The 23,325-nt window shown below is 68.3% G+C and carries 22 protein-coding genes; 10 read left to right on the top strand and 12 right to left on the bottom strand.

The window, feature by feature from the left end:
* The first annotated feature begins 320 nt into the window (after positions 1-320).
* On the top strand, positions 321-1,616 hold the full coding sequence (locus tag ACGFX9_RS33220) for a PAS domain S-box protein (RefSeq protein ID WP_393481748.1): 1,296 nt from the start codon (positions 321-323) through the stop codon (positions 1,614-1,616).
* 219 nt (positions 1,617-1,835) lie between these two features.
* On the opposite strand, the gene ACGFX9_RS33215 is transcribed toward ACGFX9_RS33220, so the two are convergent.
* Together ACGFX9_RS33215 and ACGFX9_RS33210 are read right to left on the bottom strand one after the other, a co-directional pair.
* Complete coding sequence (locus ACGFX9_RS33215) at positions 1,836-2,300, bottom strand: SRPBCC family protein (protein ID WP_393481745.1); 465 nt, start codon at positions 2,298-2,300, stop codon at positions 1,836-1,838.
* A 189-nt stretch (positions 2,301-2,489) separates the two neighbouring features.
* Entirely contained in the window at positions 2,490-3,242 is a 753-nt protein-coding gene (locus ACGFX9_RS33210) for a L,D-transpeptidase family protein (protein WP_393481742.1), read from the bottom strand.
* 171 nt (positions 3,243-3,413) lie between these two features.
* Here ACGFX9_RS33210 and ACGFX9_RS33205 point away from each other — a divergent pair, with 171 nt between their 5' ends.
* Complete coding sequence (locus ACGFX9_RS33205) at positions 3,414-4,034, top strand: class I SAM-dependent methyltransferase (RefSeq protein WP_393481941.1); 621 nt, start codon at positions 3,414-3,416, stop codon at positions 4,032-4,034.
* Between the two features lie 516 nt (positions 4,035-4,550).
* Positions 4,551-5,498, top strand: coding sequence for a Ku protein (locus ACGFX9_RS33200; RefSeq protein ID WP_393481739.1), 948 nt, complete (start codon positions 4,551-4,553; stop codon positions 5,496-5,498).
* A gap of 268 nt (positions 5,499-5,766) precedes the next feature.
* Here the strand turns inward: ACGFX9_RS33200 and ACGFX9_RS33195 are convergent, their stop codons facing one another.
* Both ACGFX9_RS33195 and ACGFX9_RS33190 read right to left on the bottom strand, forming a co-directional pair.
* Positions 5,767-6,267, bottom strand: a complete 501-nt coding sequence (locus ACGFX9_RS33195; protein ID WP_393481734.1) for a hypothetical protein — start codon at positions 6,265-6,267, stop codon at positions 5,767-5,769.
* Positions 6,268-6,482: 215 nt separating this feature from the next.
* Complete coding sequence (locus ACGFX9_RS33190) at positions 6,483-6,845, bottom strand: hypothetical protein (RefSeq protein ID WP_393481732.1); 363 nt, start codon at positions 6,843-6,845, stop codon at positions 6,483-6,485.
* 108 nt (positions 6,846-6,953) lie between these two features.
* Between ACGFX9_RS33190 and sigJ the strand changes: the two genes are divergently transcribed.
* Positions 6,954-7,847, top strand: coding sequence for an RNA polymerase sigma factor SigJ (gene sigJ, locus ACGFX9_RS33185; RefSeq protein ID WP_393481728.1), 894 nt, complete (start codon positions 6,954-6,956; stop codon positions 7,845-7,847).
* A 203-nt stretch (positions 7,848-8,050) separates the two neighbouring features.
* On the opposite strand, the gene ACGFX9_RS33180 is transcribed toward sigJ, so the two are convergent.
* The 5 genes from ACGFX9_RS33180 to ACGFX9_RS33160 form a co-directional block, all read right to left on the bottom strand.
* Positions 8,051-8,782 carry a dienelactone hydrolase family protein gene (locus ACGFX9_RS33180; RefSeq protein ID WP_393481725.1) on the bottom strand — a complete coding sequence of 244 codons (732 nt, stop codon included), beginning with the start codon at positions 8,780-8,782 and terminating at the stop codon, positions 8,051-8,053.
* 159 nt (positions 8,783-8,941) lie between these two features.
* Entirely contained in the window at positions 8,942-9,541 is a 600-nt protein-coding gene (locus ACGFX9_RS33175) for a DUF3995 domain-containing protein (RefSeq protein WP_393481722.1), read from the bottom strand.
* Positions 9,538-9,894, bottom strand: coding sequence for a DUF6191 domain-containing protein (locus tag ACGFX9_RS33170; protein ID WP_393481719.1), 357 nt, complete (start codon positions 9,892-9,894; stop codon positions 9,538-9,540). The genes ACGFX9_RS33175 and ACGFX9_RS33170 overlap by 4 nt, the downstream gene beginning before the upstream one ends.
* Before the next feature lie 526 nt (positions 9,895-10,420).
* A complete protein-coding gene (locus ACGFX9_RS33165; protein WP_393481716.1) occupies positions 10,421-10,780 on the bottom strand; it encodes a hypothetical protein in 360 nt (119 codons plus the stop codon).
* 110 nt (positions 10,781-10,890) lie between these two features.
* Positions 10,891-12,105 carry a PP2C family protein-serine/threonine phosphatase gene (locus ACGFX9_RS33160; RefSeq protein WP_393481712.1) on the bottom strand — a complete coding sequence of 405 codons (1,215 nt, stop codon included), beginning with the start codon at positions 12,103-12,105 and terminating at the stop codon, positions 10,891-10,893.
* Between the two features lie 149 nt (positions 12,106-12,254).
* Between ACGFX9_RS33160 and ACGFX9_RS33155 the strand changes: the two genes are divergently transcribed.
* Positions 12,255-13,895 (top strand): hypothetical protein, encoded by a 1,641-nt coding sequence (locus tag ACGFX9_RS33155; RefSeq protein WP_393481710.1) that lies wholly within the window; start codon positions 12,255-12,257, stop codon positions 13,893-13,895.
* Between the two features lie 173 nt (positions 13,896-14,068).
* Positions 14,069-15,694, top strand: coding sequence for a class I adenylate-forming enzyme family protein (locus ACGFX9_RS33150; protein WP_393481707.1), 1,626 nt, complete (start codon positions 14,069-14,071; stop codon positions 15,692-15,694).
* A gap of 42 nt (positions 15,695-15,736) precedes the next feature.
* On the opposite strand, the gene ACGFX9_RS33145 is transcribed toward ACGFX9_RS33150, so the two are convergent.
* The gene (locus ACGFX9_RS33145; protein WP_393481704.1) at positions 15,737-16,831 is read right to left on the bottom strand and encodes a sensor histidine kinase; all 1,095 of its coding nucleotides are present in this window, start codon (positions 16,829-16,831) and stop codon (positions 15,737-15,739) included.
* Between the two features lie 19 nt (positions 16,832-16,850).
* Entirely contained in the window at positions 16,851-17,546 is a 696-nt protein-coding gene (locus tag ACGFX9_RS33140; RefSeq protein ID WP_393481701.1) for a response regulator transcription factor, read from the bottom strand.
* 86 nt (positions 17,547-17,632) lie between these two features.
* Between ACGFX9_RS33140 and ACGFX9_RS33135 the strand changes: the two genes are divergently transcribed.
* Positions 17,633-18,271, top strand: coding sequence for a M15 family metallopeptidase (locus ACGFX9_RS33135; protein WP_393481698.1), 639 nt, complete (start codon positions 17,633-17,635; stop codon positions 18,269-18,271).
* A gap of 155 nt (positions 18,272-18,426) precedes the next feature.
* Entirely contained in the window at positions 18,427-19,356 is a 930-nt protein-coding gene (locus ACGFX9_RS33130; RefSeq protein ID WP_393481938.1) for an endonuclease/exonuclease/phosphatase family protein, read from the top strand.
* Between the two features lie 57 nt (positions 19,357-19,413).
* On the opposite strand, the gene ACGFX9_RS33125 is transcribed toward ACGFX9_RS33130, so the two are convergent.
* The gene (locus ACGFX9_RS33125; RefSeq protein ID WP_393481695.1) at positions 19,414-20,031 is read right to left on the bottom strand and encodes a hypothetical protein; all 618 of its coding nucleotides are present in this window, start codon (positions 20,029-20,031) and stop codon (positions 19,414-19,416) included.
* Between the two features lie 324 nt (positions 20,032-20,355).
* Here ACGFX9_RS33125 and ACGFX9_RS33120 point away from each other — a divergent pair, with 324 nt between their 5' ends.
* Together ACGFX9_RS33120 and ACGFX9_RS33115 are read left to right on the top strand one after the other, a co-directional pair.
* On the top strand, positions 20,356-22,035 hold the full coding sequence (locus ACGFX9_RS33120) for an amidase family protein (protein WP_393481692.1): 1,680 nt from the start codon (positions 20,356-20,358) through the stop codon (positions 22,033-22,035).
* 378 nt (positions 22,036-22,413) lie between these two features.
* Positions 22,414-23,283 carry a hypothetical protein gene (locus ACGFX9_RS33115; RefSeq protein WP_393481689.1) on the top strand — a complete coding sequence of 290 codons (870 nt, stop codon included), beginning with the start codon at positions 22,414-22,416 and terminating at the stop codon, positions 23,281-23,283.
* Positions 23,284-23,325: the final 42 nt, after the last annotated feature.

Here is a 23,325-nt window from a genome sequence, read left to right as displayed (position 1 = left end):
GAAGTTCATCTCCATTCGTGCGGTTGGTGAGTGGTCGCCCTACGAATCGGTGACGCGCGTAGAGCGTCGGGACCACCCGGTGTACGTAGCGGGGCGTGTTCACCCGCACACTCAAGGGGACCAGTCGCCAGGTGGTCGCAGCGTCGGCGGGGACGCCTGCGACTCAGGCAAATGCCTGAGTCGCAGGCCGTGTTGGGCCGCCGCACGTTCCGCGGTCGGCTGCCACTTCGGCTGAGAACCGAGCATGTCCGGCAGTAGGACGGGATACGCAACGCGTGGTGACTGAGCGTCAATTGCCGTATACGGACGGAGAGACCGCTGTGGACGATTCCAGCCTCAAGGCGCTGCTCGAGCAGCTTCCCGTGTTCTGGTGGGAGGTCGACGAGCCGTGGCAGGTCCTGGAGAGGGGAGGCGGCGCCTTCGCCGACACCCGTACAGCGCAGCGTTTCCTGGACCGGATGCACCAGGAACTCTCGGCCATGGGGCACTCATCGCAGGACGGCCGCTGGCAGGCCCGGTTCGACGGCCGCACCTTCGACGTGAGCTGGCCCCTGGACGAGAACCGCGCCCACAGCCGTACACGCGGCCTCGCGGTCGAGGTCGACGCCCACCCCGAAATCCCGCGCCGGTACGCCGCCTTCGCGGACCTCGTCGACCTGGCCCCGGCCGCCGCCTTCATCCGGGACCGAAGCGGACGCTACCTATGGGCCAACCACGCCTACGCGCACCTCTACGGCACCACCGCGGAGGAACTCGCCGGCAAGTGCATCGAGGACTTCGACGCCCCCGCCGAGGCCGCCCAGTTCCGCGCCCTCGACCAGGAGATCCTCACCCGGGGTACGCCGGTACGCCACACGCTCAGCTACCGCCGCCCAGATGGCAGCGCCGGTCAGACGGTCGGCCATCGTTTCCCCGTACGGGAGAACGCGGAGACCTGCGTGGCCGGAATCTACGTGGACATCACGGACCACGTCCGCGCCACGGCCCAGCGGCAGGAGGCGGAGGAGAACCTCCAGGCGCTGCGCGACCACAGCGGTCTGCCCTGCGCACTGCTCTCGGTCAACGGACGCGTGATCGAGGCGAGCGCGGCGGCCGCCGAACTGTTCCACCTCAGCCTGCCCGAGCTTGTCGGCCGTCGCGTGCACACCCTGCTCGCTCCCGACCCCGACCTGGAAGGACTGCACCGCAGATGGAAGGGGCTGATAGCCCGCCGCACCAGACGGGTGGAGACGTCCGCGGCCCTGGTCGACAGCCAGGGGCGACAACGCCGCGCACACCTCCACCTGACGACGGTCGGCCATTCCGCTGCCCGGGCCCGGCACGTGTGGGCCGTCGTCACCCACCAGAGCCTGGCCCACGAGGCCCATCCGTCGCTCACCGCCGCGCAGATCCGCATCCTCTCCCTCCTGGCGGAGGGCTGCAGCAACAGTGACATCGCCACATCGCTGAAGCTGTCCCGGCAGACGGTCGACTACCACCTCAGCCGCCTACGGCAACACCTGAACGCCGCAACCCGCCCCGCCCTCGTGGCCCGCGCCTACGTCCTCGGCATCCTGGCCCCACGCGCCTGGCCTCCGCGCTCTGTCACGGCGGCGCACCCGCTCAGCACTGTCTGAGGAACGGGGGGGGCGCGGCAGGAGGGAGGCATGGGGAGCGACGAACCACGGAGGTGTCGTCTTTGTCGTCTTCCCACGCTTCTCCCCACCACCCGAATGGCGCGCACACACCTCTACGGCAGACAGGCCCTGCTGCCTGGCCGGACCTACGCGCTGGGCTTCACCGGATGAACCCGAGCAAGATCACTTCACGTAAAGACCCTGACTGTCTGCCCGGTGTCACCGCTCCACGTTCCGCGCCAGAATTCCGAGGGTCGCGCGAAGGCCTGCCTCAGGGATGACCGGGAAGATGCCCGCGTCCCGGTACCGCTCCTCGATTTCGCTCCAGTCGTAGTACGAAGTCACCAGCGTGCCGCCCTCGGCGGCGCTGAGCCGGTAGCCGTAGAGGTGCCGGATGGGAGGCTGTATCTGGCCGGAGATGGTCCATTCGATCAGGGCGTCCTGCTCGAATTGCGTGATGATGACGGTGACGTCGTACTTGCCCAACGGGTAGTCGTTCAACGCCTCACGGTCCATGTGGACGACGAATTCGTCGCCGGCTCCGCGCACGGGTTTCCCCTCGGCGGACTGCAGCATTCCTGAACTGTCGATCGCCACGTGTCCGGCGGGGTCACACAACAACGCGAAGATTTTCTCCGGGGACGCGGCTATCTGGCGCTGTACTTCGAATCGCTCTGTCGTCATGGGCGCCACCCTTGCACGATCACGTAACCCGGGACCAGCAGAAGCTGATGATCCGGTTGCCGGGCAGGGGGCTACGGAGCGCCGATGCGCTCAGGGAGTCGAAGCTCCGCGGACGCCGCTGGCGCGGTCGACGCCGCGCTCGGCATCAGGTGCTGCGGTCCCTGGGCCGGCCGCTGCGCAGCGGCGGAGTCAACGTGAGACTGATTCGATGTCACCCATGGCGATCACCGGTTTCATCTTGGGGTCGAGCCATCTCAGGAGTTCAGACATCTTCTTACGCGGTAGCGCCACGCATGCCTGTGTCGGCCCACCATGTTCGATGTGGATGAAGATGCCTCCACCGCGTTCGGGCCCCAGCGGTCGTACGAGGTCTCTGGGCGGAGTGCCGGGCTGACGGTTGTAATTGATGGCCACCACGTGGTCAAAGGCCCCCTTGAGGGACTGCCCCAGGAAGCCGACGCCGTCCTCGTCGTAGACGGGGGACTGGTCGTAAGGCAGCTTGGAACCCGGGTCGGGCAGCAGACCGCCGGCGTCGCTGAGGCCGAATACCCCGACCGGAGTGCTCCGGTCGCCTGCGATGTGCCGGGCGGTCCAGCCGCGCTGGCCGTTGCGGGCCGGCCACGGTTCGAAGACTCTGCGCCATCCGCCCATGGCCTCGCGTTCGAACAAGTGGACTGTGGCGTAGCTGGAGTCGGGCGCGTCTCCTGACACCAGGACAACCTGCTTGGCGCCCATGCGGTCCACGGTGTTCTGCATCTGTTGCCCGAGTTGGGGGATTGTGGTGGGCCGCTCATCGAACGCTCTTTGGCCGTGGGTTTGGTGTGGCGGTGCATTATTGCCCGACTGGCTGTCGGCCGGAGCTCTTTCGTTGCTGCACCCACTGAGGGAAACCGTGCAGATGAGCAAGGGGACGATCAGTCGGGGCAGCGTGGTTTTGAGCACTCCCGCATTATCGGGCAATTCTACTATTTCGCTCGGAAGTCGAGAGCGTGTCGCCGCGAAGGTGGTGTCGGTGAGCTGGACGTTCCTGTCGCGTTCTTAGGGTTCCGCTGTGGGTAGCCTGCGGGCGTGGACATCGAACCGAGCACTGAGGGCTGGCTGGAAGACACGCGGATGTCCTACGACACCGTGGCTGCAAGCTACGCAGACATCACGCGTCACCTCCTGGATGAGACGCCGGAGGAGCGCGCTGTCCTGGCCTTGTTCGGGGACCTGGTGCGCGCTCAGGGTGGCGGTCCCGTCGCTGACGTGGGATGCGGGACGGGGAGGATCACGGCTCACCTGTGTCAGTTGGGTATGGAGGCGTTCGGGATCGATCTCTCGCCCGGGATGATCGAGGTGGCGAGGCGCGACCACCCTGGCCTTCGGTTCGAGCTCGGCTCCATGACGGACCTCGCTCTCGCGGACGGCTCGATGACTGGCTTGGTCGCTTGGTTCTCGTTGATCCATGTCCCCGACGAGGAGGTCACCTCGGTCTTTGCGCACTTTCAGCGCGTGCTTCGGCCGGGCGGGCGTCTTCTGCTCAGCTTCCACGTCGGTGATGAGTCGCAGTTGAAGACACAGGGGTACGGCGGGCACCCGATGAAAGTCCATGTCCATCGTCGCCAGCATCGTCAGATGACCGCCTGGCTCAGCGACGCAGGCTTTACCGTCGAGGTACACAGGACTGTGACCTCTGCGGAGAGCGCCCTCGGGGGAATTCTGCTCGCTTGCCGCCAACCTGATTCTCAGTGAAATCATTCAACTCCTGGCGGCGACACTGCTGCGCTCCGTCGTGATCACCTTGGACAGCCTGGGCGTCAACATCGCCCTGCACCCGAGGCGGGCTTCAGGGCCGCGGCGTACTCGAGGGTGGTGTCGGTGGCGTCGTGCCAGTGTTCCTCGCTGGCCGGGCATTAGACCGTCTGGTCGGCGGTGGCCAGCACCACATAGCCGTCGCGGGCGCCGGGGGTGAAGCGGACCGGGGCGGCGGCCAGACGGGACGGAGGGAGTCCCGATCGGGATCGGGTTGCGGTAGGCGTCGTCGGTGAAGCGCTCCGACAGGATCCCCAGGCTCGGCGAAGCACGCCTAACCAGGTCCACTTGTCCCCGCAACAGACCACGGCAGGTCGACGAGCGCCCCACCGAACTGCACGGAACGGCCGTTGATGGCGACAGGGCGTCCGCGACCATCGGAGTAGAGGCCAAGGATGCCGGATCCCGCAGCCCGCCATAGCCTGGACACCTCGGGGCTGACCATGGAGGTTCGTCATGCCCCGCCCCGTCTGGTCCGGCGCGATCTCGTTCGGTTTGGTAACCATTCCCATACGCGTTCTGCCTGCGACCGAGAACCACAGCATCCGTTTTCACCAGTACCACACGGAAGACATGGGCCGGGTTCGTACGAAGAAGATCTGCGAGATCGAGGACCGCGAGGTCTCGAATGGAGAGATCGGCAAGGGGTTCGAGGCGTCCAAGGACACGATCGTCGCGGTCGCCGATGAGGAACTGGACGAGATGCCTCTCCCCACGGCCAAGGCGATCGAGATCGCGGCGTTCGTGCCCTACGAGACGATCGATCCCATCCGCATCGGGGAGGGCTACTACCTTCAGGGCGACGGGCAGGTTTCCGCGAAGCCGTACACGCTGCTCCGCAAGGCGCTGGAGCGCAGCAGCAAGGCCGCCATCGCCAAATTCGCGTGGCACGGTCGGGAGAGGCTGGGCCTCCTCCGCGTGCAGGACGACGTCATCCTCCTGCACGCCATGAAATGGGATGACGAGGTGCGTAGCCCCGACAGCCTCACACCGAAGGGCGTCGACCTCGACGACAAGGAGATCGACGAGGCAGTGCATCTCATCGACTCCATGACGGTCGACGACGTCGTCGGCCATGACTGGGCCACCGACCGCTATACCGCCGCCCTGGAGCAGGTCATCCACGCGAAGGCCGAGGGGAAGAAGCCGCCCAAGCCCGACGTGGAGGAGGCGCCGACGGGGAAGGTCGTCGACCTGATGGCCGCCTTGCGGGAGTCGGTGTCGAAGGCGAAGGCCTCCCGAGGAGAGGATGGCGAGGACGGGCAGGGCGCCACCGTCCACGAGATGAGGCCCAAGAAGAAGACGGCGAAGAGGGTTCCCGCCAAGAAGGCCCCCGCCAAGAAGACCGCGGCGAAGAAGGCAGCCGACAAGAAGACGACGGCGAAGAAGTCGAAGTCGGCCTGAGCGGGAGGGCGGGGGCCGGCGAGTGCAGTTTCAGCACGCTGAGGGCCGGGCCGGGCGTGGCCCGGCCCCTGTCGGGGCGGCTTTGCGGGCACGCGGACGACGTTCTCGGCGCCCGTGCGGTGGCGGTGGGCCTCCTTTGCGTGTGATGGGGCCCGTACGGTTCCTCGTGCTCCAGCAGATCCCCGACGTGTACGGACATGGGCTTGTGCCATGTGGGGCGCTGTTCGATGACCTGGTCCGGAGAGGACTTACAGGTGAGCCGAGGCGTTCAGCCGCCGCCCTTGTCGCGGTCCGTGCGACCACGCTGCTGGTCTCCTTCAGCCCGCCGTGCGGAGGAGGCGGCCGCCTCGCGCTCGACGGTGCCCTGTTCCCGATCATCGCGAGCGTCAGCACGGTGCAGCATCGCTTCGTCGCGCTCTATGCGGTACTGGGTGGCCTTGGTCAGTTCGCGGGCCCGGGAGACTGCCTCGTACGCACGTCGTCGAAGAGCGGGCGCCATCAGCCCTGTGCTGCGGGCGCGCGCGTCCACTTCGCCCTCCCGCGTGTCGAGCCGGGCCTCCCGCTCGTCTGCGACGGCCTCGCGCGCATCGGCGTAACGCTCCCGCTCATCGGCCGCCTGCTCCCGCTCGTCGGCCACTTCTTCCCGCTCATCCGCAGCAGCGTCACGCCGGTCCGCGGGAGCGGCTTCCTGCTGCCGCTCCCGCTCGTCACCCTTCCCGCGTGCGGCGTCGGACGCCCCGGGGAAGGAACTGGGCCGGTCGGTCTCCATACCACCAGTCTGCTCCTCCTTGCCCACCTTCATGACCTGCCGGGTTCGAACCGGATGTTTCGAACCGCATGTGACGTCCGCGCCGCGCGCCTGCGCGCACGGCCCCGGCCACCGCACGTGCTCGCCGACCGGACGTACTCCTCCCGCGAGATTCGCGAGTGCCTGTTCCAGCGAGAGGGTGGCCTCGTCGTTCCGATGCGCCCCCGTAGGGGATTTCAGCGCCGAGCCAGCGCCAGCACGCTCAGTCCGAACATCAGGACCCCCAGGGGGAGATGGACCGACGGTACGTGCGCGATACCGAGCACGACCTGGACCGAGGCGAGGGCAAGGAAGCCGGACGCGTGCCAGACGGGCCGGAGTGAGCCGCCGCCCGGCTTCCACGCCAGCATCGCAGCGAGGACGTACAGCATCGTCGACCCGTACATCACCCGGGCTCCGACGCTGTGCAGCGTCTCACCATAGGACGAGGTCAACAGCAGTCCGGCGGTGACCGCTTGAAGGAAGATGGTCAGAGTCTGCGCGGTGATCGCGATCTGCAGAAACGAGAAGCTGCGCTGTCTTGTCGCCTGGATGGCCATGTCACGGTTCCCCTGTTCTGCCCGGAAGCAGTAGATCGATAAGCTCTCACCAGCCCGACGACGTGGGCCTGTGGAAGGTAAGGCGACGAGGCGGCCGGGGGCACGGGGATGGCTGGGGCGAGCACGGACGAGATAGCCGGTGAGCGGCGCCAACTGATCAATGTCGCCTACCGGTTGCTCGGTTCCCTGGCCGAAGCCGAGGATGCCGTACAGGAGGCGTACGCGCGTTGGTACGCGATGCCACGTAGTCGGCAGGAGGAGATCGTGTCCCCCGGCGCCTGGCTGACGACGGTGACCGGCCGCGTCTGCCTGGACGTGCTCGGTTCGGCGCGGGCACGGCGTGAACGCTATGTCGGCGCGTGGCTGCCCGAACCGTTGCCGGACCGCGCCGAGCGGGACCAGGGCCATGGCACCGATCCTGCCGATCAGATGGTCCTGGACGAATCGGTGACCATGGCCTTCCTCGTCGTCCTGGAGTCGATGACGCCCGCCGAGCGGGTGGCGTTCGTCCTGCACGACGTCTTCCGTTACCCCTTCGCCGAGATCGCCGGCATCCTCGGCCGGACTCCTGCCGCTTGCAAGCAATTGGCGGCCTCCGCCCGGCGGCGGGTGGGCGTCGCGCGCGCTCCGGTGACGGTGGCCGGGCAGGCCGACGTGGTGCGGCATGTCAAAGAGGCATGGGAGACGAAGGACATCGCGGCCCTCGTCGACCTCCTCGACCCGGCCGCCGTGATGACCGCCGACGGCGGCGGCCTGGTCGGAGCCGTCCTGCGCCCGATCGAAGGTGGCGCGCGCATCGCCCAGTACATGGTCGCCATCGCCGACAAGGCTCCGGGGCTCGAACTCGTGGAGCGGTCGGTGAACGGTGTGCCGGGCCTGGTGGCCCAACGTGCCGGCGCGGTCATGACCGTAGCCTCGTTCGAAGTCGCCGACGGCCGCGTCACCCGCATCTGGGCGGTCCGCAATCCGGAGAAGCTGCGGCCGTGGGCGCGGGACGGCTAGGGGGCGTCTTCACCTTCGACCGGATACTCAGGGTTGCCCAGCTTGATGGCGACACCGCGTCCGGCCGCGCGTACATGTCCGAGATCGGGCGTGCCCGCGATGGCCGCGGAGGGCTGAACTACGCCATCTACCATGACCGTTACCAACGCACCGGCGGCTCGCCGCCCTGGCAGGTCGGCGAACTGCTATCTGCCAGACACGCTTCAACGGGGCACGGGCAGGCACTCGGCGAGCAGGCCGACGACGTCGCGCCAGGCTCGCTGCGCGTGCCGTGGGTGGTACCCGACGCCGGGGAGCACGGTCTGGTCGAGGTCGACCGGCGGATGGTGGAAGGCGTGCATGGCGCCCCCGTAGACGACGAGACGCCAGTCGACGCCCGCGGCCTGCATCTCGGCGGTGAACGCTTCCCGTTGCGCGGGCGGCATGATCGGGTCTTCCGATCCGACCCCGGCCCACACCGGGCAGCGTATGCGTGCCGACTCTCCCGGTCGTCCCGTAGTCAGTGCGTTGACTGTCCCGATCGCGTGCAGGTCGACGCCGTCGCGGCCGAGTTCCAGTACGATCGCGCCCCCGGTGCCGTAGCCGACGGCGGCGACGCGCTCGGGGTCGGTCCGCGGTTCGGCGCGCAGCACGTCGAGCGCCGCGTGGCCGATGTCCCGCATCCGGTCGGGGTCGGCGAGCAGGGGGGTAATGCGCGCCAGCATCTCCTCGGGGTCGGTGAACCAGCGCCCGCCGTTGATGTCGAAGGCCAGCGCCACGTACCCCAGCTCGGCGAGGGCGTCGGCCCGGCGGCGCTGGAAGTCGTTGAGCCCCGGCCCCTCGGGCCCGATCAGGACCGCGGGCCGGCGGTCGACACCGGCCGGGAGCGCGAGGTGCCCGATCATCGTGAGGCCGTCGGCCGTGTACTCGACCGTGCGCGTCGTAAGCGTCGTCATGGGAGTGGACTGTAGGGATTGTCGAGCCCGGTCTGGCCGGGCTTAGCTGTCAGCAGAGCAGCGCAGCGCGGGTGTTGAAGCTGCCGGCGGCCGCGTTTCACTGTGCCGGGGGTGGGGATCTCGTCGGCCCGGTTCAGGACCGCCGCGTCCAGCTTCCCGTCAGCGGCGGCCGGCTGCGACTCCAGGCGGGAGGGGTGTCCGTGTCCGTGTCGAGCGAGGCCGGTCGAGCGCCAGTGGGTCGGCCGCCACCCAGCCTCTGGACGGGGAAGGTTCCGCGCCGATAGGCGTACGGGACTGACGAGCGGCGAGGCCGAAGGCCAGTCCTCCGGTGATGAACCAGGGGTTCCAGAGGGCCAGCGTCCAGGCCCGCTGCCCCGCGCTCACTGAGGTGTCCATGCGCGTCGTGTTGGTCAGCAGCAGCACCTCGATGCCGATGCCCCGGACCAGCAGGAGGGTACCGACGCCCCACCCCAGCCACCGTGCCAGCAGAGCGGGACGGCCCCGGAGCCTGGGACGGGCAAGCAGCCATGCCAACAAGGCGCCGATGAGACAGAGCGCACCCACACCCCACAAACCGGCTGCGACGAACCACAGCGGGCGCTCCGTGGCAAGCGGACCGGCGGAGATGCTCAGCCCCACATCGCCGCCGACGGCCCAGTAGAAGTGCAACCCGGCGAACGCGGCGGCCCATAAGCACGCGATACGACCCCACAGCGTGGACGGCGACTCTGCGCCTTTGTCCTCCGATTCGCGTCTCATTGCCGTCCCTCAAGGGCTTCGGGATCGCCGGCGCACGGGCCATTCGCCCCCTGTGGCAACACGATGACCGCCGTGCCCTTGATCAGGTCAATGCTGGAGCGGGGCGGCGCACCGTCGCTCTCGTCGTCCCGCCTCAGCAGTTCCACCCGCCGCTGCTCGAGTTCAACTGTCTTGTTTCCGTTCACGACCGCCGTGAATTCATCGAAGGCGATGTTCGACAGCGACTGCCCCGTGCGCCTGCGTAGCCAGGGGATCAAGCCAAGCCCCGTGAACCATCGCCATGCGCTCTCCACCAGGGCGAACAAGGCCAGCAAAGACGCGAAGGCCGGGAACGACATGAGCCAGATCGTCACGGACGGCCTCCCGTGGTCCCCAACTCAGGTGACTGGCACCGGAGTCGGCGTCGCCCCCATTGGACGTGCGCACTGCCCCCCGTCCGCTTCATCTGCGTCGTCCGCCTCGTTGGACTCGTCTCGCTGATCGCCATGGGCTCACTGTTCTGGATCCGCGGTGCGCAGGAATCAGACCGGCGTATGAGCCGCTTCCCCCGTGCGGCGGAGGCGTCCCTCGTGAATGCCGGTCATCACCGAGACCGCTTGTCACTGTGGTCTTCTCGACGCGGTACGTGAACTCATCGTTGGCCGACGTTGGCCAGTGATGCCGTAGCTCCGATTCCGGAGGTGCCGCGCAGCGGTGCTCCGTCAAGGCTCCCCGACACGGACACGTGAGGCTTGTGTGCTCACGCGCCGGCGCGGTTCCCGCGGCCGTCCGACCGACAGGCAGACACGCCGGCACCAACACAACAGTGAGGGTCCGACCGCGATACGCCGGTCGGACCCTCACCGCGTACATACCGAGGTTTCTCGGCGCGATAGTAGGTCAGTGGTCGGAGTAGCTGAAGTCGCCCATCGTCCAGGCACTGACTTCCTCGATCGCCACCCGGTACATCCCACCTGTCTCCGGGATCCCTACGGCGCCCTGCAGAATCCGCGCCACATGGAAATGCAGATGCGTGGGCGGCCCCTCCTCGGGAGTCGCCGCGGTGAACACGGCGGAGAAACCGCTCAGGCTGGCCGAGTCGGCCAGGACCTCCGACACCCGCTGCCTCCAGACGGCTTCGGGAGCCAGCCGACCGGTGATGACAGCACCACCGGCGACCACGGTCAGGGACATCTGATTGCTGTGCCCGGACTCCACCAGGGCGGCAACTTCGACAAGCAGTTCGTCAGGCTTCGACATAGCAGCCGATTTTAGCCACCGCCGCGATCCGCTTCCTGCCGCGCCCCGCTTCAGCGCATCGTCTTGGCGTCCTATGGGCCCGCCCATGGGTGGAAACGAGCCGGGGCGGTTCATCGGTATGCCCGGCTCTGCACAGATTCACGGTCGTCGCTCATCCGCGGAGCGGAGCCGTGCCAGTCCAGGATGAGGACGGTCGCGTCGTCCTTCAGGTTGCCCCGGCAGGCGTCCAGTACGGCTGTCGTCAGAGTACGAACGGCCTCCCTGGGGTGCGAGGTACGGGTGTCACGCACGAGAGCGCCCAGGTCGACAGCTGTGGCCTCGCGATCCTGCATGCCGTCGGTGAGCAGGACCAGGCGGTCGCCGGGGAGCAGCTGAAGCTCCTGTAGTTGGTATGAGGTGGGCGCCGTCACGCCGAACGGCAGGTTGACGGCGAGCTGGACCTCCTCGACCTCGGCAGCGCCGTCTCGTAGGCGCAGAGGCCAGGGGTGTCCCGCGTTGACCAGTTCGCAGGTGCCCGTCTCGAGACGGACGCAGAGCAGTTGTCCGGTGGCCAGGGCACGACTGTGGGTCAGCAGGGCTTCGTGGGCACGCTGGGCCTGACGGAGCGCGTCGCAGCCAGTACGGCGGGCACCGCGCAACGCGCTCGTGACCAATGTCGCCAGCAGGGCGGAGTCGGTGTCGTGGCCCATGGCATCAGTGATGGACAGGTGGAGCGTGTCCTGATCGAGCGTGTAGTCGTAGGTGTCGCCACCGATGTCGTCGGCCGGGACCAGCCCGGCGGCGAGGGTGAACTGGGGGGCCTCGCAGCAGGAGGCCGAAGGGAGCAACTGGTGCTGGATCTCGGCGGCCAGGCTGGTCCGGGTGGTGCGTCGGCCCGCGTGGTACAGGTCGGTGAAGCGGCGGTCCGTGACGATGATGTAAGCCAGCGCGTGGGCCGCTTCGCTGATCTGTCCGAGTACGGTGTCGTCGGCGTACTGCAGCGTCACCTCCAGCACACCGATGCAGTCACCGCGATTGGTCACCGGCGAGATGACACGCCGTCCACCCTGACCGTCCGGTTCCACGTGTTGGCGCTGGCTGCGCAGAACTGCGTCGTAGATGCTGCCCTGCAAATCGATCTGCTCCGCACCGTCGGCCCTCCCTCCCTCAGCGGGCACGCTCAGGCGCAGCAGCCGCTGCCCCATGAGATCGACGAACAGGAACGACACACGCTCCGCGCCGAAGCGCTTGCGCAGGTCGTGCGCGATGACGCCGACGGACTCCCCGGGCGGCGCGGACTCCGCGGCGGCTAGAAGCTCGCCCAGTTCCAGATCTCTTCCATCCATGGCAACCTCCCATCGTCTGTCGCCCCTTATTCCCCGGGATCCCGACCTCATCCGTCAGGCCGTCATGCCTGGTCACAGCGCTACCCCTTCCGACCGTGCCCCGGGCCTGGCACAAACGCCTCGGGATCATCGGACGGTAGGCTCCTGCGATGCGTCTGATACCCGACGACCCGTTCCCCGAGATCGGCCACCCCTACACGACCGACGTGAGCGCGGACGGCCGCTGGATCGCCGTCAGTTGTCACGCGAGCAGCCGCGGAGACCTTGGTCGGATCGTCGTCTACCGGACGCACGATCTCGCCCTGTGGGACCAGATCGTGCTCGAGCAGGGGGTCGAGGGCCTCGCCTTCCACCCGGCCTCGCCTGTGCTCGCCGTGGGTACGGAGGGCGGCGACGAGTTCGAACTGCGGGGCGGGCTGCACCTGTACGAGCCGGAGACCCGGCGTCGTACCGATGTGGCCGTCGCCGGAGCCGGTGTCAGCGCCCTGCGCTGGCGGGACGCGCGCCGCCTGGAGGTGACGTTCGCCCGGCCGGTCATCGACTACGCAGACCCGGGCGAGGTGACGTACACGCGATCCGTCGCTGAGCACGACGACTGGCAGAGCGCGACTGCCGACCTGCTCGCGGCGCTGGTCTCCTGGCCGCAGGTTCCCGCGGAGGTCGACTGGAGCGGCATCAAAGGCCCGGACATCGACCAACCTCAGCGGTACCTTGCCGGCATCGCCGCGGAGAAGGGCCGCGCCTGGACCCGGCGGGCCAAGGCGGCCGTTGTGGAGGCGCTGCGGGACGGCCGGGTGCTTGCCGCGGCGGAGAGTGGGACCCTGCTGGAGTGCTGGTCGCCGGAGGGCACCCTGCAGTGGTCCGTGCCTGTGCCTGACGGGCAGTGGCAACGCAGCGGCTGCCGGCTGCATGTCACCCCGGACGAGGAGAGCGTCTGGATCACCGTCCTGGTTGGCGACAGCAGTGACCGGCGTACCCTGCTGTGCCGGTTCGACCTCGCCGACGGCGTCCAACTCGCCGAGCTCCGCCTCGACTTCCCGGTGGCCATTGCTGCGCGCACGGACGGCGCCTGGGTGGCCCGGGACTCCCGGGAGCTGTTCCCCGGGCCGCGGTGGCCGCCGAACGAGGGCGTCGTACTCACGCCTTCCGGGCGACAGCTGGCCACTCTGGCGTTGGGGGAGAGCGACAATTCCTACGACTTCCCGGTACGACGCTCGCCCCATCTGCTTTTCCTCCACGGCGTCGGCGGTGGGGAGGACGTGAGGCCGGAAGCACTGGAGAAGTGGGTCGTGCGGGCCGGCCCCGACGGGATCGAGCGGCTGTTCGCGTTCGCCTGGGACGACTCCCTCGGCCCTTACCTGCGCGGCGGTCCCGCCGTGTATGCCGACGACGATGCTGGGCCAGGGCTCGTCCACACGTGCACGGCGCCCGACGGCACCCACCTCGTACGTCGGGCTTACCCGGACGGTGCTGTGGCCTGGGCGCACCGCTTCGACGCGCGGGTCACCGGGGTCGACGTCCACGGCGGTCTCGTCCACGCCGTGACCGGGGCCGGAGCGGGAAGGGCTTGCGAGCTGCTCACGCTGCGAGCAGTGGACGGCACGGTGGTGCGGCGGAGGAGGCTCGTCCTCGGCGGGCACGTCTACACCCCGACTTGCCTGAGCGTGGGGCCGGACGGAGACCTGGTGATCGGCACGGTGGAGGGGCGGTTGATCAGGACGAGAGCAGACGAGGGCGCTCTCTCCCCACCCGATGCCCCTGTCACGAGGGACGCCGGAAGCCGGCCGTGAGGTCTCGTAGGCAACCGCAAATGAGCGGTGAGAGGTGCAGGGGAGCGGCCCGTCCGCATGCCCGAGTAGCTGACCACATCGTCCCAGGTCGGGGCATGATACTCCGCCCGCTGATGGCCGAATTCGCCCCCCTGTGAGGTCACGGTTCCTGAGCGGCATGTTTGCATGTGTTCATGATCGTTAACGCACAGGAAACATCCGAGCCGCAGACCTACGTGGACCACATCCTGGAGCACTGGCACACGGACGAGGACGCCGAGGCGCTCGTCCAGGGCGCGCAGCGGCTGACCCGGGGAGAGGCTCGGCGGCGGCTGTTCGGTCTGGGGCACGCGCTACGTCGACAGGGGCTCGCGCCCGGCGACGGAGTGGGGTTGTTCCTGGCCAACCGCGTGGACTCCGTCCTGGTGCAGCTCGCGGTCCATCTCATCGGCTGCCGCGTCGTGTTCCTGCCGCCCGAGCCGGGGCCCGGCGAGCTCGCCGCCCTGGTCGAGCAGTCCAGGGCGCGCGCCGTGGTCACCGACCCGCTCTTCGCGGAGCGGGCCGCCGACGCGGCAGGCCGCAGCGTCCACGCACCTGTGCTGCTAAGCGTGGGGCCCTGCGAGCAGCGGTGCACGGACCTGCTGGCCCTGGCGGACGAGTGCCCCGAGGTGCGACCTGACGGCGTGCCCGCCCCGGGAGCGGACGACGTCGTCACCGTGCTCTACACCGGCGGCACCCTGGGCCGCCCCAAGCTCGCCGCACACAGCCACCGTCTCTACGACACGCTGGTGGACTTGGTCAAGGGCACCCCGCAGGACCCCCACCCCGCGGTCTTCCCGACCATGGACCCGGGCACGGACCGGGTGCTCGCCTCCACGCTGCTCACGCACGGCAGTGGCCACCTCACCTCGGTTCAAGCGCTGGTGACAGGTTCCGCCCTCGTCGTGCTGCCCGAGTTCGAAGCGGGCGCGGCGCTGGCGGTACTGCGCGAGGAGCGGATCACCGCCACCATGTTCGTACCGCCCATGCTGTACGCGCTTCTCGACCACCCGGAGTGTGAGCCGGGCGTACTCCCCGCGCTGCGCCGGATCGTCGTCGGCGGCGCGGCCTCGTCGCCCAGTCGGCTGCAGCAGGCAGTTGAGGTCTTCGGGCCCGTACTCAGCCAGGGCTACGGCCAGTCGGAAGCACTCGGCATCGCCGCGTTCGGTGCGGAGGACCTCGCCTCGCAGGGACCCCGGCGGCCCGAACTCTGGCGCAGCTGCGGTCGCGCGATACGCGACACCGAGATCGAGATCCGTGGTGAAGACAGCACGGTGGCGCTGCCCGTCAGGCAGGTCGGCGAGGTGTGTGTCCGGGGTGAGACGGTGATGCTCGGCTACTACGAGGACCCCGAGCGCACGGCGGAGGCGCTGCACGACGGCTGGCTGCGCACCGGGGACATGGGCTATCTCGACGCCGATGGGTACCTCTATCTCGTCGACCGGGCCAAGGACATCATCGTCACCGGCAGCACCAGCGACAACGTCTACTCGCGGGTCCTGGAGGACTTCCTGCTCACGCTGCCCGGTGTGCGCAACGCGGCGGCGCTGGGCGTGCCGGACGAGGAGTACGGGGAGGCCGTTCAGATCTTCCTTGCCACGGCCGAGGGCGCTGACCTCGACCCGGACATGGTCGGCGCGGCCGTGACAGCTGAGTTGGGAGACCTGTACACGCCTCGGAAGACGGTCCTGTTGGACCAGCTGCCGACGACCAAGGTCGGCAAGGTGGACAAGAAGGCGCTGCGCGCCGAGTGGACGAGCGCTGCCTTGGCGACCCTGTAGGTACGGGCCGCCTGCTGGGACATCCTCGGGCCCCCTGATTCTTCACCTGCCGGTGTGCTGGGCTGTCGCGGGTAGTTCCACCGTGATGCGGAGTCCACCGGCAGGGCGTGGGGTGAGGGTGAGGGTGCCGTCGTGTGCTCGGGTGATGGTCTTGACGATGGCCAGGCCGAGGCCGACGCCGGCGTGATCGGTGTGTACGCGTTCGGTGCCGCGCCGGAACGGTTCGGTGAGTGTCGAGGCCAGCTCCGGGGTGACCTGCTCGCCGGTGTTCTCAACAGTGAGCAACGCAGCCCCGGGGCGGACGCTGGTCGCGACCCACACGGTGCCCTGGTCCGGCAGATTGTGGACGATCGCGTTGTGTACGAGGTTCATGGTCAGCTGCAGCAAAAGCGCCGGCGATCCGGTCGTGGGGGTGATGTCGCCGCGGGTCTCGATGGTGACGCCGTGCTCTTCCGCGAGAGGGAGGAGTGTCTCGGTGGCTTCCTCCGCCATGAGGGACAGGTCGACGTGCTCTCGGGTGAAGGACCCCCGGTCGGCGCGGCTGAGTACGAGGAGCGCCTCGGTGAGGTCGATCGCCCGGGTGTTGACGTCGTGAAGGCGGTCGATGACTTCGCCGGTGTCGCACGTCGGGTCGGTGCGGGCCACGTCGAGAAGCGTCTTCGAGATCGCGAGCGGGGTACGCAACTCATGAGAGGCGTTGGCTGCGAACCTCTGCTGTTCGGCGACGTGTGCTTCGAGCCGGGCGAGCATCGTGTCGAAGGCGTCGGCGAGTTCGCTGAACTCATCCCTGCGGCCCGGCAGTCGGATCCGGTGGGAGAGCGATCCGCTCGTGGCCCTGCGTGTGGCATCCGCGATGCGGGGCAAGGGGGCAAGCATACGGCCGGCGAGAAGCCACCCTCCCAGGAGCCCGAATACCAGCAGGAACGCCAGTACGGCGGCTGCCCTCGGAGCGAAGACATCCAGGAGGGCGGACCGGACGGGGAAGACACCATGTGTGGGTCTGACATCAGGCTCGTAGAGCATCGCGCGGTCGGGGACGTACCGCAGGAGGAACACCCACACCGCCGCAAGCAGCAGGACGCCGGCGAGCATGAGGAACCCGGCGTAGCTGAGGGTGAGTTTGAGGCGAACGCTCACCCCAGGTGCCCTATCCGCTCTATCCACGGACTGCCCCCTCGCGTCCGGCCTCCGGTGGCGTGTCGACGCGGTAGCCGACGCCAGGCACGGTGGCGATGATCCACGGTTCGCCGAGCCGTTTGCGCAGCGCCGAGACGGTGATGCGTACGGCGTTGGTGAACGGGTCGGCGTTCTCGTCCCACGCGCGTTCCAGGAGTTCTTCGGCGCTGACGACACCGCCTTCGGCGGCGACGAGGACTTCGAGCACGGCGAACTGTTTCCTGGTCAGCGCGGTGTAACGGCCGTCCCGGTAGACCTCTCTGCGGAACGGATCCACCCGCAGCCCCGCGATCTCCCGTACGGGGGGTCTGTTGCGGGCGCGTCTGCGGTCGAGTGCTCTGAGCCGCATCACGAGCTCTTGGAGTTCGAAGGGTTTCGTGAGGTAGTCGTCGGCGCCGAGCTCGAACCCGGACGCCTTGTCGTCGAGACGGTCGGCCGCGGTGAGCATGAGGATCGGCATGCCGCTGCCGGAGGCGACGATGTGTTCGGCGATCTCGTCACCGGAGGGTCCGGGGACGTCGCGGTCGAGTACGGCGATGTCGTAGGTGTTGATGCTCAGCAGCTCCAGAGCGGTGCCACCGTCACCCGCGATATCCCCGGCGATCGCTTCCAGGCGCAGGCCATCGCGGATGGCTTCCGCCATAAAGGGCTCGTCCTCGACGATCAAAACACGCATGCTCCGAGGCTACGAGCCGGCACGTATCGTCGGCGTATCGAAAACCACATACATGACGGCAACACCGCGCTGCCTTGACTGGCAGCATGACTCGAACCCCACCATCAGCACGCATAGCGGCCCGCCGGATTCGCCGACTCCTTGCCATCGGCCTGACAGTCGTCATAGCGGCGATCACCGCAGCCATCGGCTACCAGTTACTGAAGTCCTCCGCGTCCTCCTCAGTCACATCACCCTTGCAATCTCTGCGCACTGATAAACGCGGTGCGCTCGGCGAGGCCGACGGTGCCGTCCGCGACGGCGTGACGGTCTTCGATGACGAGATTCCGGCTGTTGCCAACCTCGATCCCGATCTCGTCAAGGCCCTGCGCCAGGCAGCAACGTACGCCGCGGACGACAACGTCGAGTTCTACGTCAACAGCGGCTGGCGTTCCCCGGAGTACCAGAATCAGCTGCTTCGCAAGGCGGTCGCCAAGTACGGCTCCGAGGAGGAGGCCGCCCGATGGGTGGCCACCGCGGCGACGTCTCCTCACGTGTCGGGGGACGCGGTCGACATCGGGCGCTCACAAGCGATCGCGTGGCTGTCCCGACACGGCGCCGCATACGGGCTGTGCCAGATCTACAAGAACGAACCCTGGCATTACGAACTGCGCCCCGAAGCGACCGATCGTCGCTGTCCGCGTATGTATGCCGATGCCACCCAGGACCCGAGGATGCAGCAGTGACCGGCAGCGAACGAGGACAGACGATGGTGCAGGCGGAGACCGGACAAGGCGGTGCTGGTGTCGGTGCCGAGGCCCGGCGAAGCGCGGGCTTCCGACGGGTGATCCGTAGAGCCTCCCGGCCGGAGCCGTGGAAGCGCGGCCTGGTGCTCGCGGCGATGGCGCTGTTGCTTGGCCTGCTCATGCTGCTGCGCACGCAGATCACGGACCGCGGGGGCCTCGGCAGTCTGGTGGAGACTTTCCTGCCGTGGTTCGGCCTTCTCATCCCGGTGCTGCTGGCCGGGGCACTGTGGCGCCGCTCCGCCTCGGCGGTGGTCGCGCTACTGCTGCCGGTCACGGTGTGGCTGAACCTTTTCGGCGGGCTGCTCGGCGACAAGTCACACCCGGACAGCGACCTCACCGTGGTCAGCCACAACGTCGACGCCGGCAACCCCGACCCGGCAGGCACCGCCCGCGACCTGGCCGCCTCCAAGGCGGACGTACTGGCGCTGGAGGAGATCACCCCGCAGGCGAAGTCGCTGTACGAGAAGGGCCTGGCGAAGTCCTACCCGTACCACACGGTGCGGGGCACGGTCGGGCTGTGGAGCAAGTTGCCGCTGTCGGACACCGAGCCGGTCGACATCAAGCAGGACGTCGGACCGCTGGCGGACACCAAGCCGGCCGACGTCAAGATGGCCTACAGCCGGGCGCTGCGTGTCACGGTGGCCACGGACCAGGGCCCGCTGGCGGTGTATGTGGCCCACCTGGGGTCCGTACGCGTGTTTCCCAGAACTGGCTTTTGGACGGGCAGCCGGGACCGAGGCGCGAAGGCGCTCGCCGAGGCCGTCGCCGCTGAGTCGAACGAGCGGGTGGTGCTGCTCGGCGACCTCAACGGCACCCTGGACGACCGCGCGTTCGCCGGCATCACCTCGCGTATGGACTCGGTCCAGGAGAAGTCCGGGGACGGCTTCGGGTTCAGCTGGCCGGCGAAGTTCCCGGTGGCACGGATCGACCAGATCCTGGTCCGCGGCGTGGAGCCGGAGAGCTCGTGGGTGCTGCCGGCCACCGGCAGCGACCACTTGCCGGTGGCGGCCGGGATCAGCTGGTGAACAATCGTTCCGACAAGCGGACCTATGTCTACCTGGGTACGGTCGCCTGGCCAGTTGTCAGCCGATCGGACTTGCTTGTCCGTTCGAGTGCTCCTGGGGCGAGGCGGGCTGCTCCGACGGGTTCGTCGAGAGGTAGAAGACCGAGGAGCCTTGCTTGGTGCGTTCGGCACGCCCCTTGGCGACCAGACCTTCCACCGTGGTGCGTACGACCGTGGTCTTGATGTTCCGCTCCGGGTAGGCCTGGCTGAGCGCGGAGGTGATCTCGGCGGCGGAACGCGGTTCGTTGTGCTGGTCGAGGTGGCCGTGGACGAGCTCGACCAGTGTCGGATCCGCCGACCGTGCGGCCGGCACCTTCGGGGCGGGCGTGGGTGCGGTGGCGGACTTCTTCGCGCGGGCACCCCCTGACTTCTTGGTGCTCTGCTGCGACTTGGGCGCGGCCTTCTGGCGGGAGGTTTCCTTCTTGGTTCCGGCCGCCGTCGCGCGGGTGGGTGTCAGCGCCTGCTGTACGCGGACCAGGAGCGAATGGTCGTTCTCCAGCACCTGCAGTTGCTCCTGCAGTGAGGCAACCTCGGCCCCGATGCGTTCTTGTTCCTTGCGATTGGCTTCGAGGTCCGCGGCCACCTTGGCTGCGTACTGTTCCTGTACTTCGGTGGCTTCCAGTCGGCCTTCAGACATGGCGGCGACCTTTCGTCGATGCGTGCGGTGCAGATGTGGCAGATGCGGATCGTACGCCCAGATTGCGCACCTCTGCTTTCGTACCGCTGCCCGGTTTGACAGAGGCAACTGCTCTACCCGCGTTGGTGACAGTGTCTTTGACGCTCTCGTACTCCGTGGCCTCGATGGCGATGAGCGCTTCGTGCAGCGTAACTTCCTGGGCGTGCCTGTCGGCGCGCCGGCGCCAAAAGGTCTCCTCCGTCCAGGACATGGGCGCTGAGTTCGCGACCTGCGGAAGCCTCGCACCCTTGCGCCGGACGACGCCCGTGTAGTCCGCTGAGCCGCATGGGGAAAAGGAGCATTGCCGCAATGACCGCCGCCCTTGTCGCGGGGTCCCTCTTGATGGGCGTACCGAATGCTGGTGCGCAAGTTGCCGAGCATGGCACCGACAGTTCGTCGCCGCTGCCCGGGTCACCTCACACTTCCGGGGTCGACCTGGACACCGTGACGATTCCGGAATTACAGGCACGCATGGCGGCCGGTTCGCTGACCTCGTCGACGCTGACCCGGGCCTACCTGCGGCGGATCGAGAGAGTCGATCCCAGGATTCACTCGGTGCTGCGTACCAGCCCGACGGCCCTGCGCCAGGCGGCCGCCAGCGACGCCAGGCACCGACGCGGCGAGACCCTTGGGCCGCTGGACGGCATTCCCGTTCTGCTCAAGGACAACGTGAATACGCGTGACATGCCGACGACGGCCGGGTCTCTCGCGCTCGCCGGGAGCCCGCCCGCCACCGATGCCGCGCTGGTGACCCGGTTACGGAAGGCGGGGGCGGTGATCCTCGGCAAGACCAACCTGTCCGAATGGGCCAACTTCCGCGGTGCGAAGCCGACATCGGGGTGGTCGGCGGTGGGTGGCCAGACCAAGAACCCGTACGTCCTCGACCGGAATCCGTGCGGATCGTCGGCCGGTTCCGCCGCCGCGCTGGCCGCGTCGCTGTCGCAAGTGGCGGTCGGCACCGAGACGGACGGCTCCATCGTGTGCCCGGCAGGGATGAACGGCATAGTCGGCCACAAGCCCAGCCTCGGCCTGGTCAGCCAGTCAGGCGTGGTGCCGATCTCCGCCGAGCAGGACACGGCAGGACCCATGGCACGCAACGTGATCGACACCGCGCTCACGCTTTCGGTGTTGAGCGGTCACGAGGGCTCGCGTGGTGACGGTGCCCGCCCTGATGCCCTTGAAGGTCTCCCAGGTCTCCCAGATCTCCAGAGCCGCCTTGGCCCGTCCGGCCTCCCGGCCAAGGACGCGACGGCAGACCAAATGGGCACCAGCCTCCGCGGCAAGCGGATCGGCCTGTGGCGCCTGCCCTCGCTCGGAGCCGACGTGGACGCGGTGATGACTCGTACGGCGAAGAAGCTGCGCAAGTCCGGAGCCGTGGTCGTCGAGGTGACGCCCCCGTACCAGACACGGCTCGCCGAACTGGAATTCCCGGCGCTGCTCAGCGAGTTCCACCGGGACATCGACGCCTACCTCGGTACGCGCGAAGGCCCCCGGAACCTCGCCGAACTCATCGAGTTCAACCGCGCCCATCCCCAGGAACAGACCTGCTTCGCCGGCCAGGAGCTGTTCGAACAGGCCCTTGCCGCGCCGCCCACCACCGACCCCAAGTACCAGGCGATGCGCGCTGAATTGAAGGACCTCTCCCGGCGCTCCATCGACGAGACCATGGCCACCCACCGCCTGGACGCCATCGCCGCGCCCACGAATCCGCCCGCCTGGACAACCGACTGTGCACGCGGCGACAACGACGTCATCCCGTCCTCCACACCAGCGGCCGTCGCCGGATATCCGTCCCTCTCGGTGCCCGCCGCGGCCGTGAACGAACTGCCGGTCGGCCTGCTCCTGATGGCCGGTGACCACCAGGACGCCGAACTCCTGTCACTGGGGGCCGCAGTGGAGCACCGGCTGAAGGCCTGGCGAGCGCCGCATTACCTGCCGACGGTCGGCTCCGGCGTGCCACGGTGAATACGGGGGGTGCGTCGGCCGGCCTGAGCAGCCCCAAGGCGGCCTGTCGATTATTTCACTTACTGGGCGATTCGTGGGATGCGGGGCGCGTGAGCATGAAGGGCAGGGGTGTTTGGCGTAAGTGTGGCAGCTGATTCGGCGCGGCACGGGTCGGCCGGTGTGATGAGGAGAGACGCTCATGCGTGCACAGGCCGCACGGTGCCGGCGCCGGACTTGGGGGCGTTGCGGATGAGAGTGGCGGACGCCGTCCATATCTCGGGAGGCGCACGGTTGTTGCCGGGCCTTCGTCATGTTGCTCCCGCTGCGCGTGGCGCTGAGACGGGGCTGGCGGAGGGGGCGCGCACTGCGGTGGCCGAGAGGGTGCTGACAGGGCCGCAGATGGCGCAGAAGGTCACTGGTGCCGCTTTGGATGATGCGGGGCTGGCGGCCGAGGAAGTGCAGTTGCTGGTTCTCGCGTTGGGTTTCGACAACGGTGAGGAATGGCGTCTGGCGCCGTTTCATCTGGCCCGGGCGTGCGGAGCGGTGCGCGCGACCGTACTCGGGGTGCAACAGATGTCGTCCGGCGGAGCTGCGGGCATCGACCATGTGGTGGCCAGGATGCAGGCGGATCCAGCTCTGGATCACGCCGTGGTGGTGGCAGCCGACTCCTTCGCCAATTTGCCCGATGACCACTGGAGCAGCCCCGGCGGCCAGGGCGTCGCGCTGGAAGACGGTGCTGCCGCGGTGGTGCTGAGCAGGTCACCGGCGGGGCGGCTTCGGATTCGTTCGGTGGCTTCCTGCGGTGCCCCCGTCGTTCCGCTGTCCGCGACTCTGACATCCGCCCGGGCTGGGGGCAGTGTGGTGGGGGAGACGGTGCGGCGACATCTGGACCACCGACGGGAGCTTCGGCGGACGGTCATGGTGGCAATTGAGCACGCTCTGCACGATGCCGGTCTTGCTGCCGACGACCCCTCGATCGGGGCGCTCTGGCTGCCGAGGCTGGGAGAGTCCGTCTTGAGGGGGGCTGTGCTGCCCAGCTTGCCGGTTTCCCTGCGTCCGAAGGCCTGCGCTCTCGGGCAGGACACCGGCACCGGTCATCTGGGTCCCGGTGACCTTCTGGCCGATCTTGCCGCTCTGCACAAGGCTGACTTCCCGCACAGGCCTCGGGCAGGGGCCCCGTACTCCCTGTTGCTGTCACTGGGCACCGGCATGACCGCCACCTGCATGGTGGTCCAGGACACGAGCCCCCTGGATGCTGCCGCCTCCTGAAGGTCCGCTCACTAACGAAAGGCCGGCCCATGTCTCCTATGT

Source organism: Streptomyces sp. NPDC048436, assembly GCF_043200355.1.
Classification (GTDB): Bacteria; Actinomycetota; Actinomycetes; order Streptomycetales; family Streptomycetaceae; genus Streptomyces.
The sequence above is the reverse complement of the archived record's forward strand: the minus strand, read 5'-3'. Positions and strand labels throughout refer to the sequence as shown.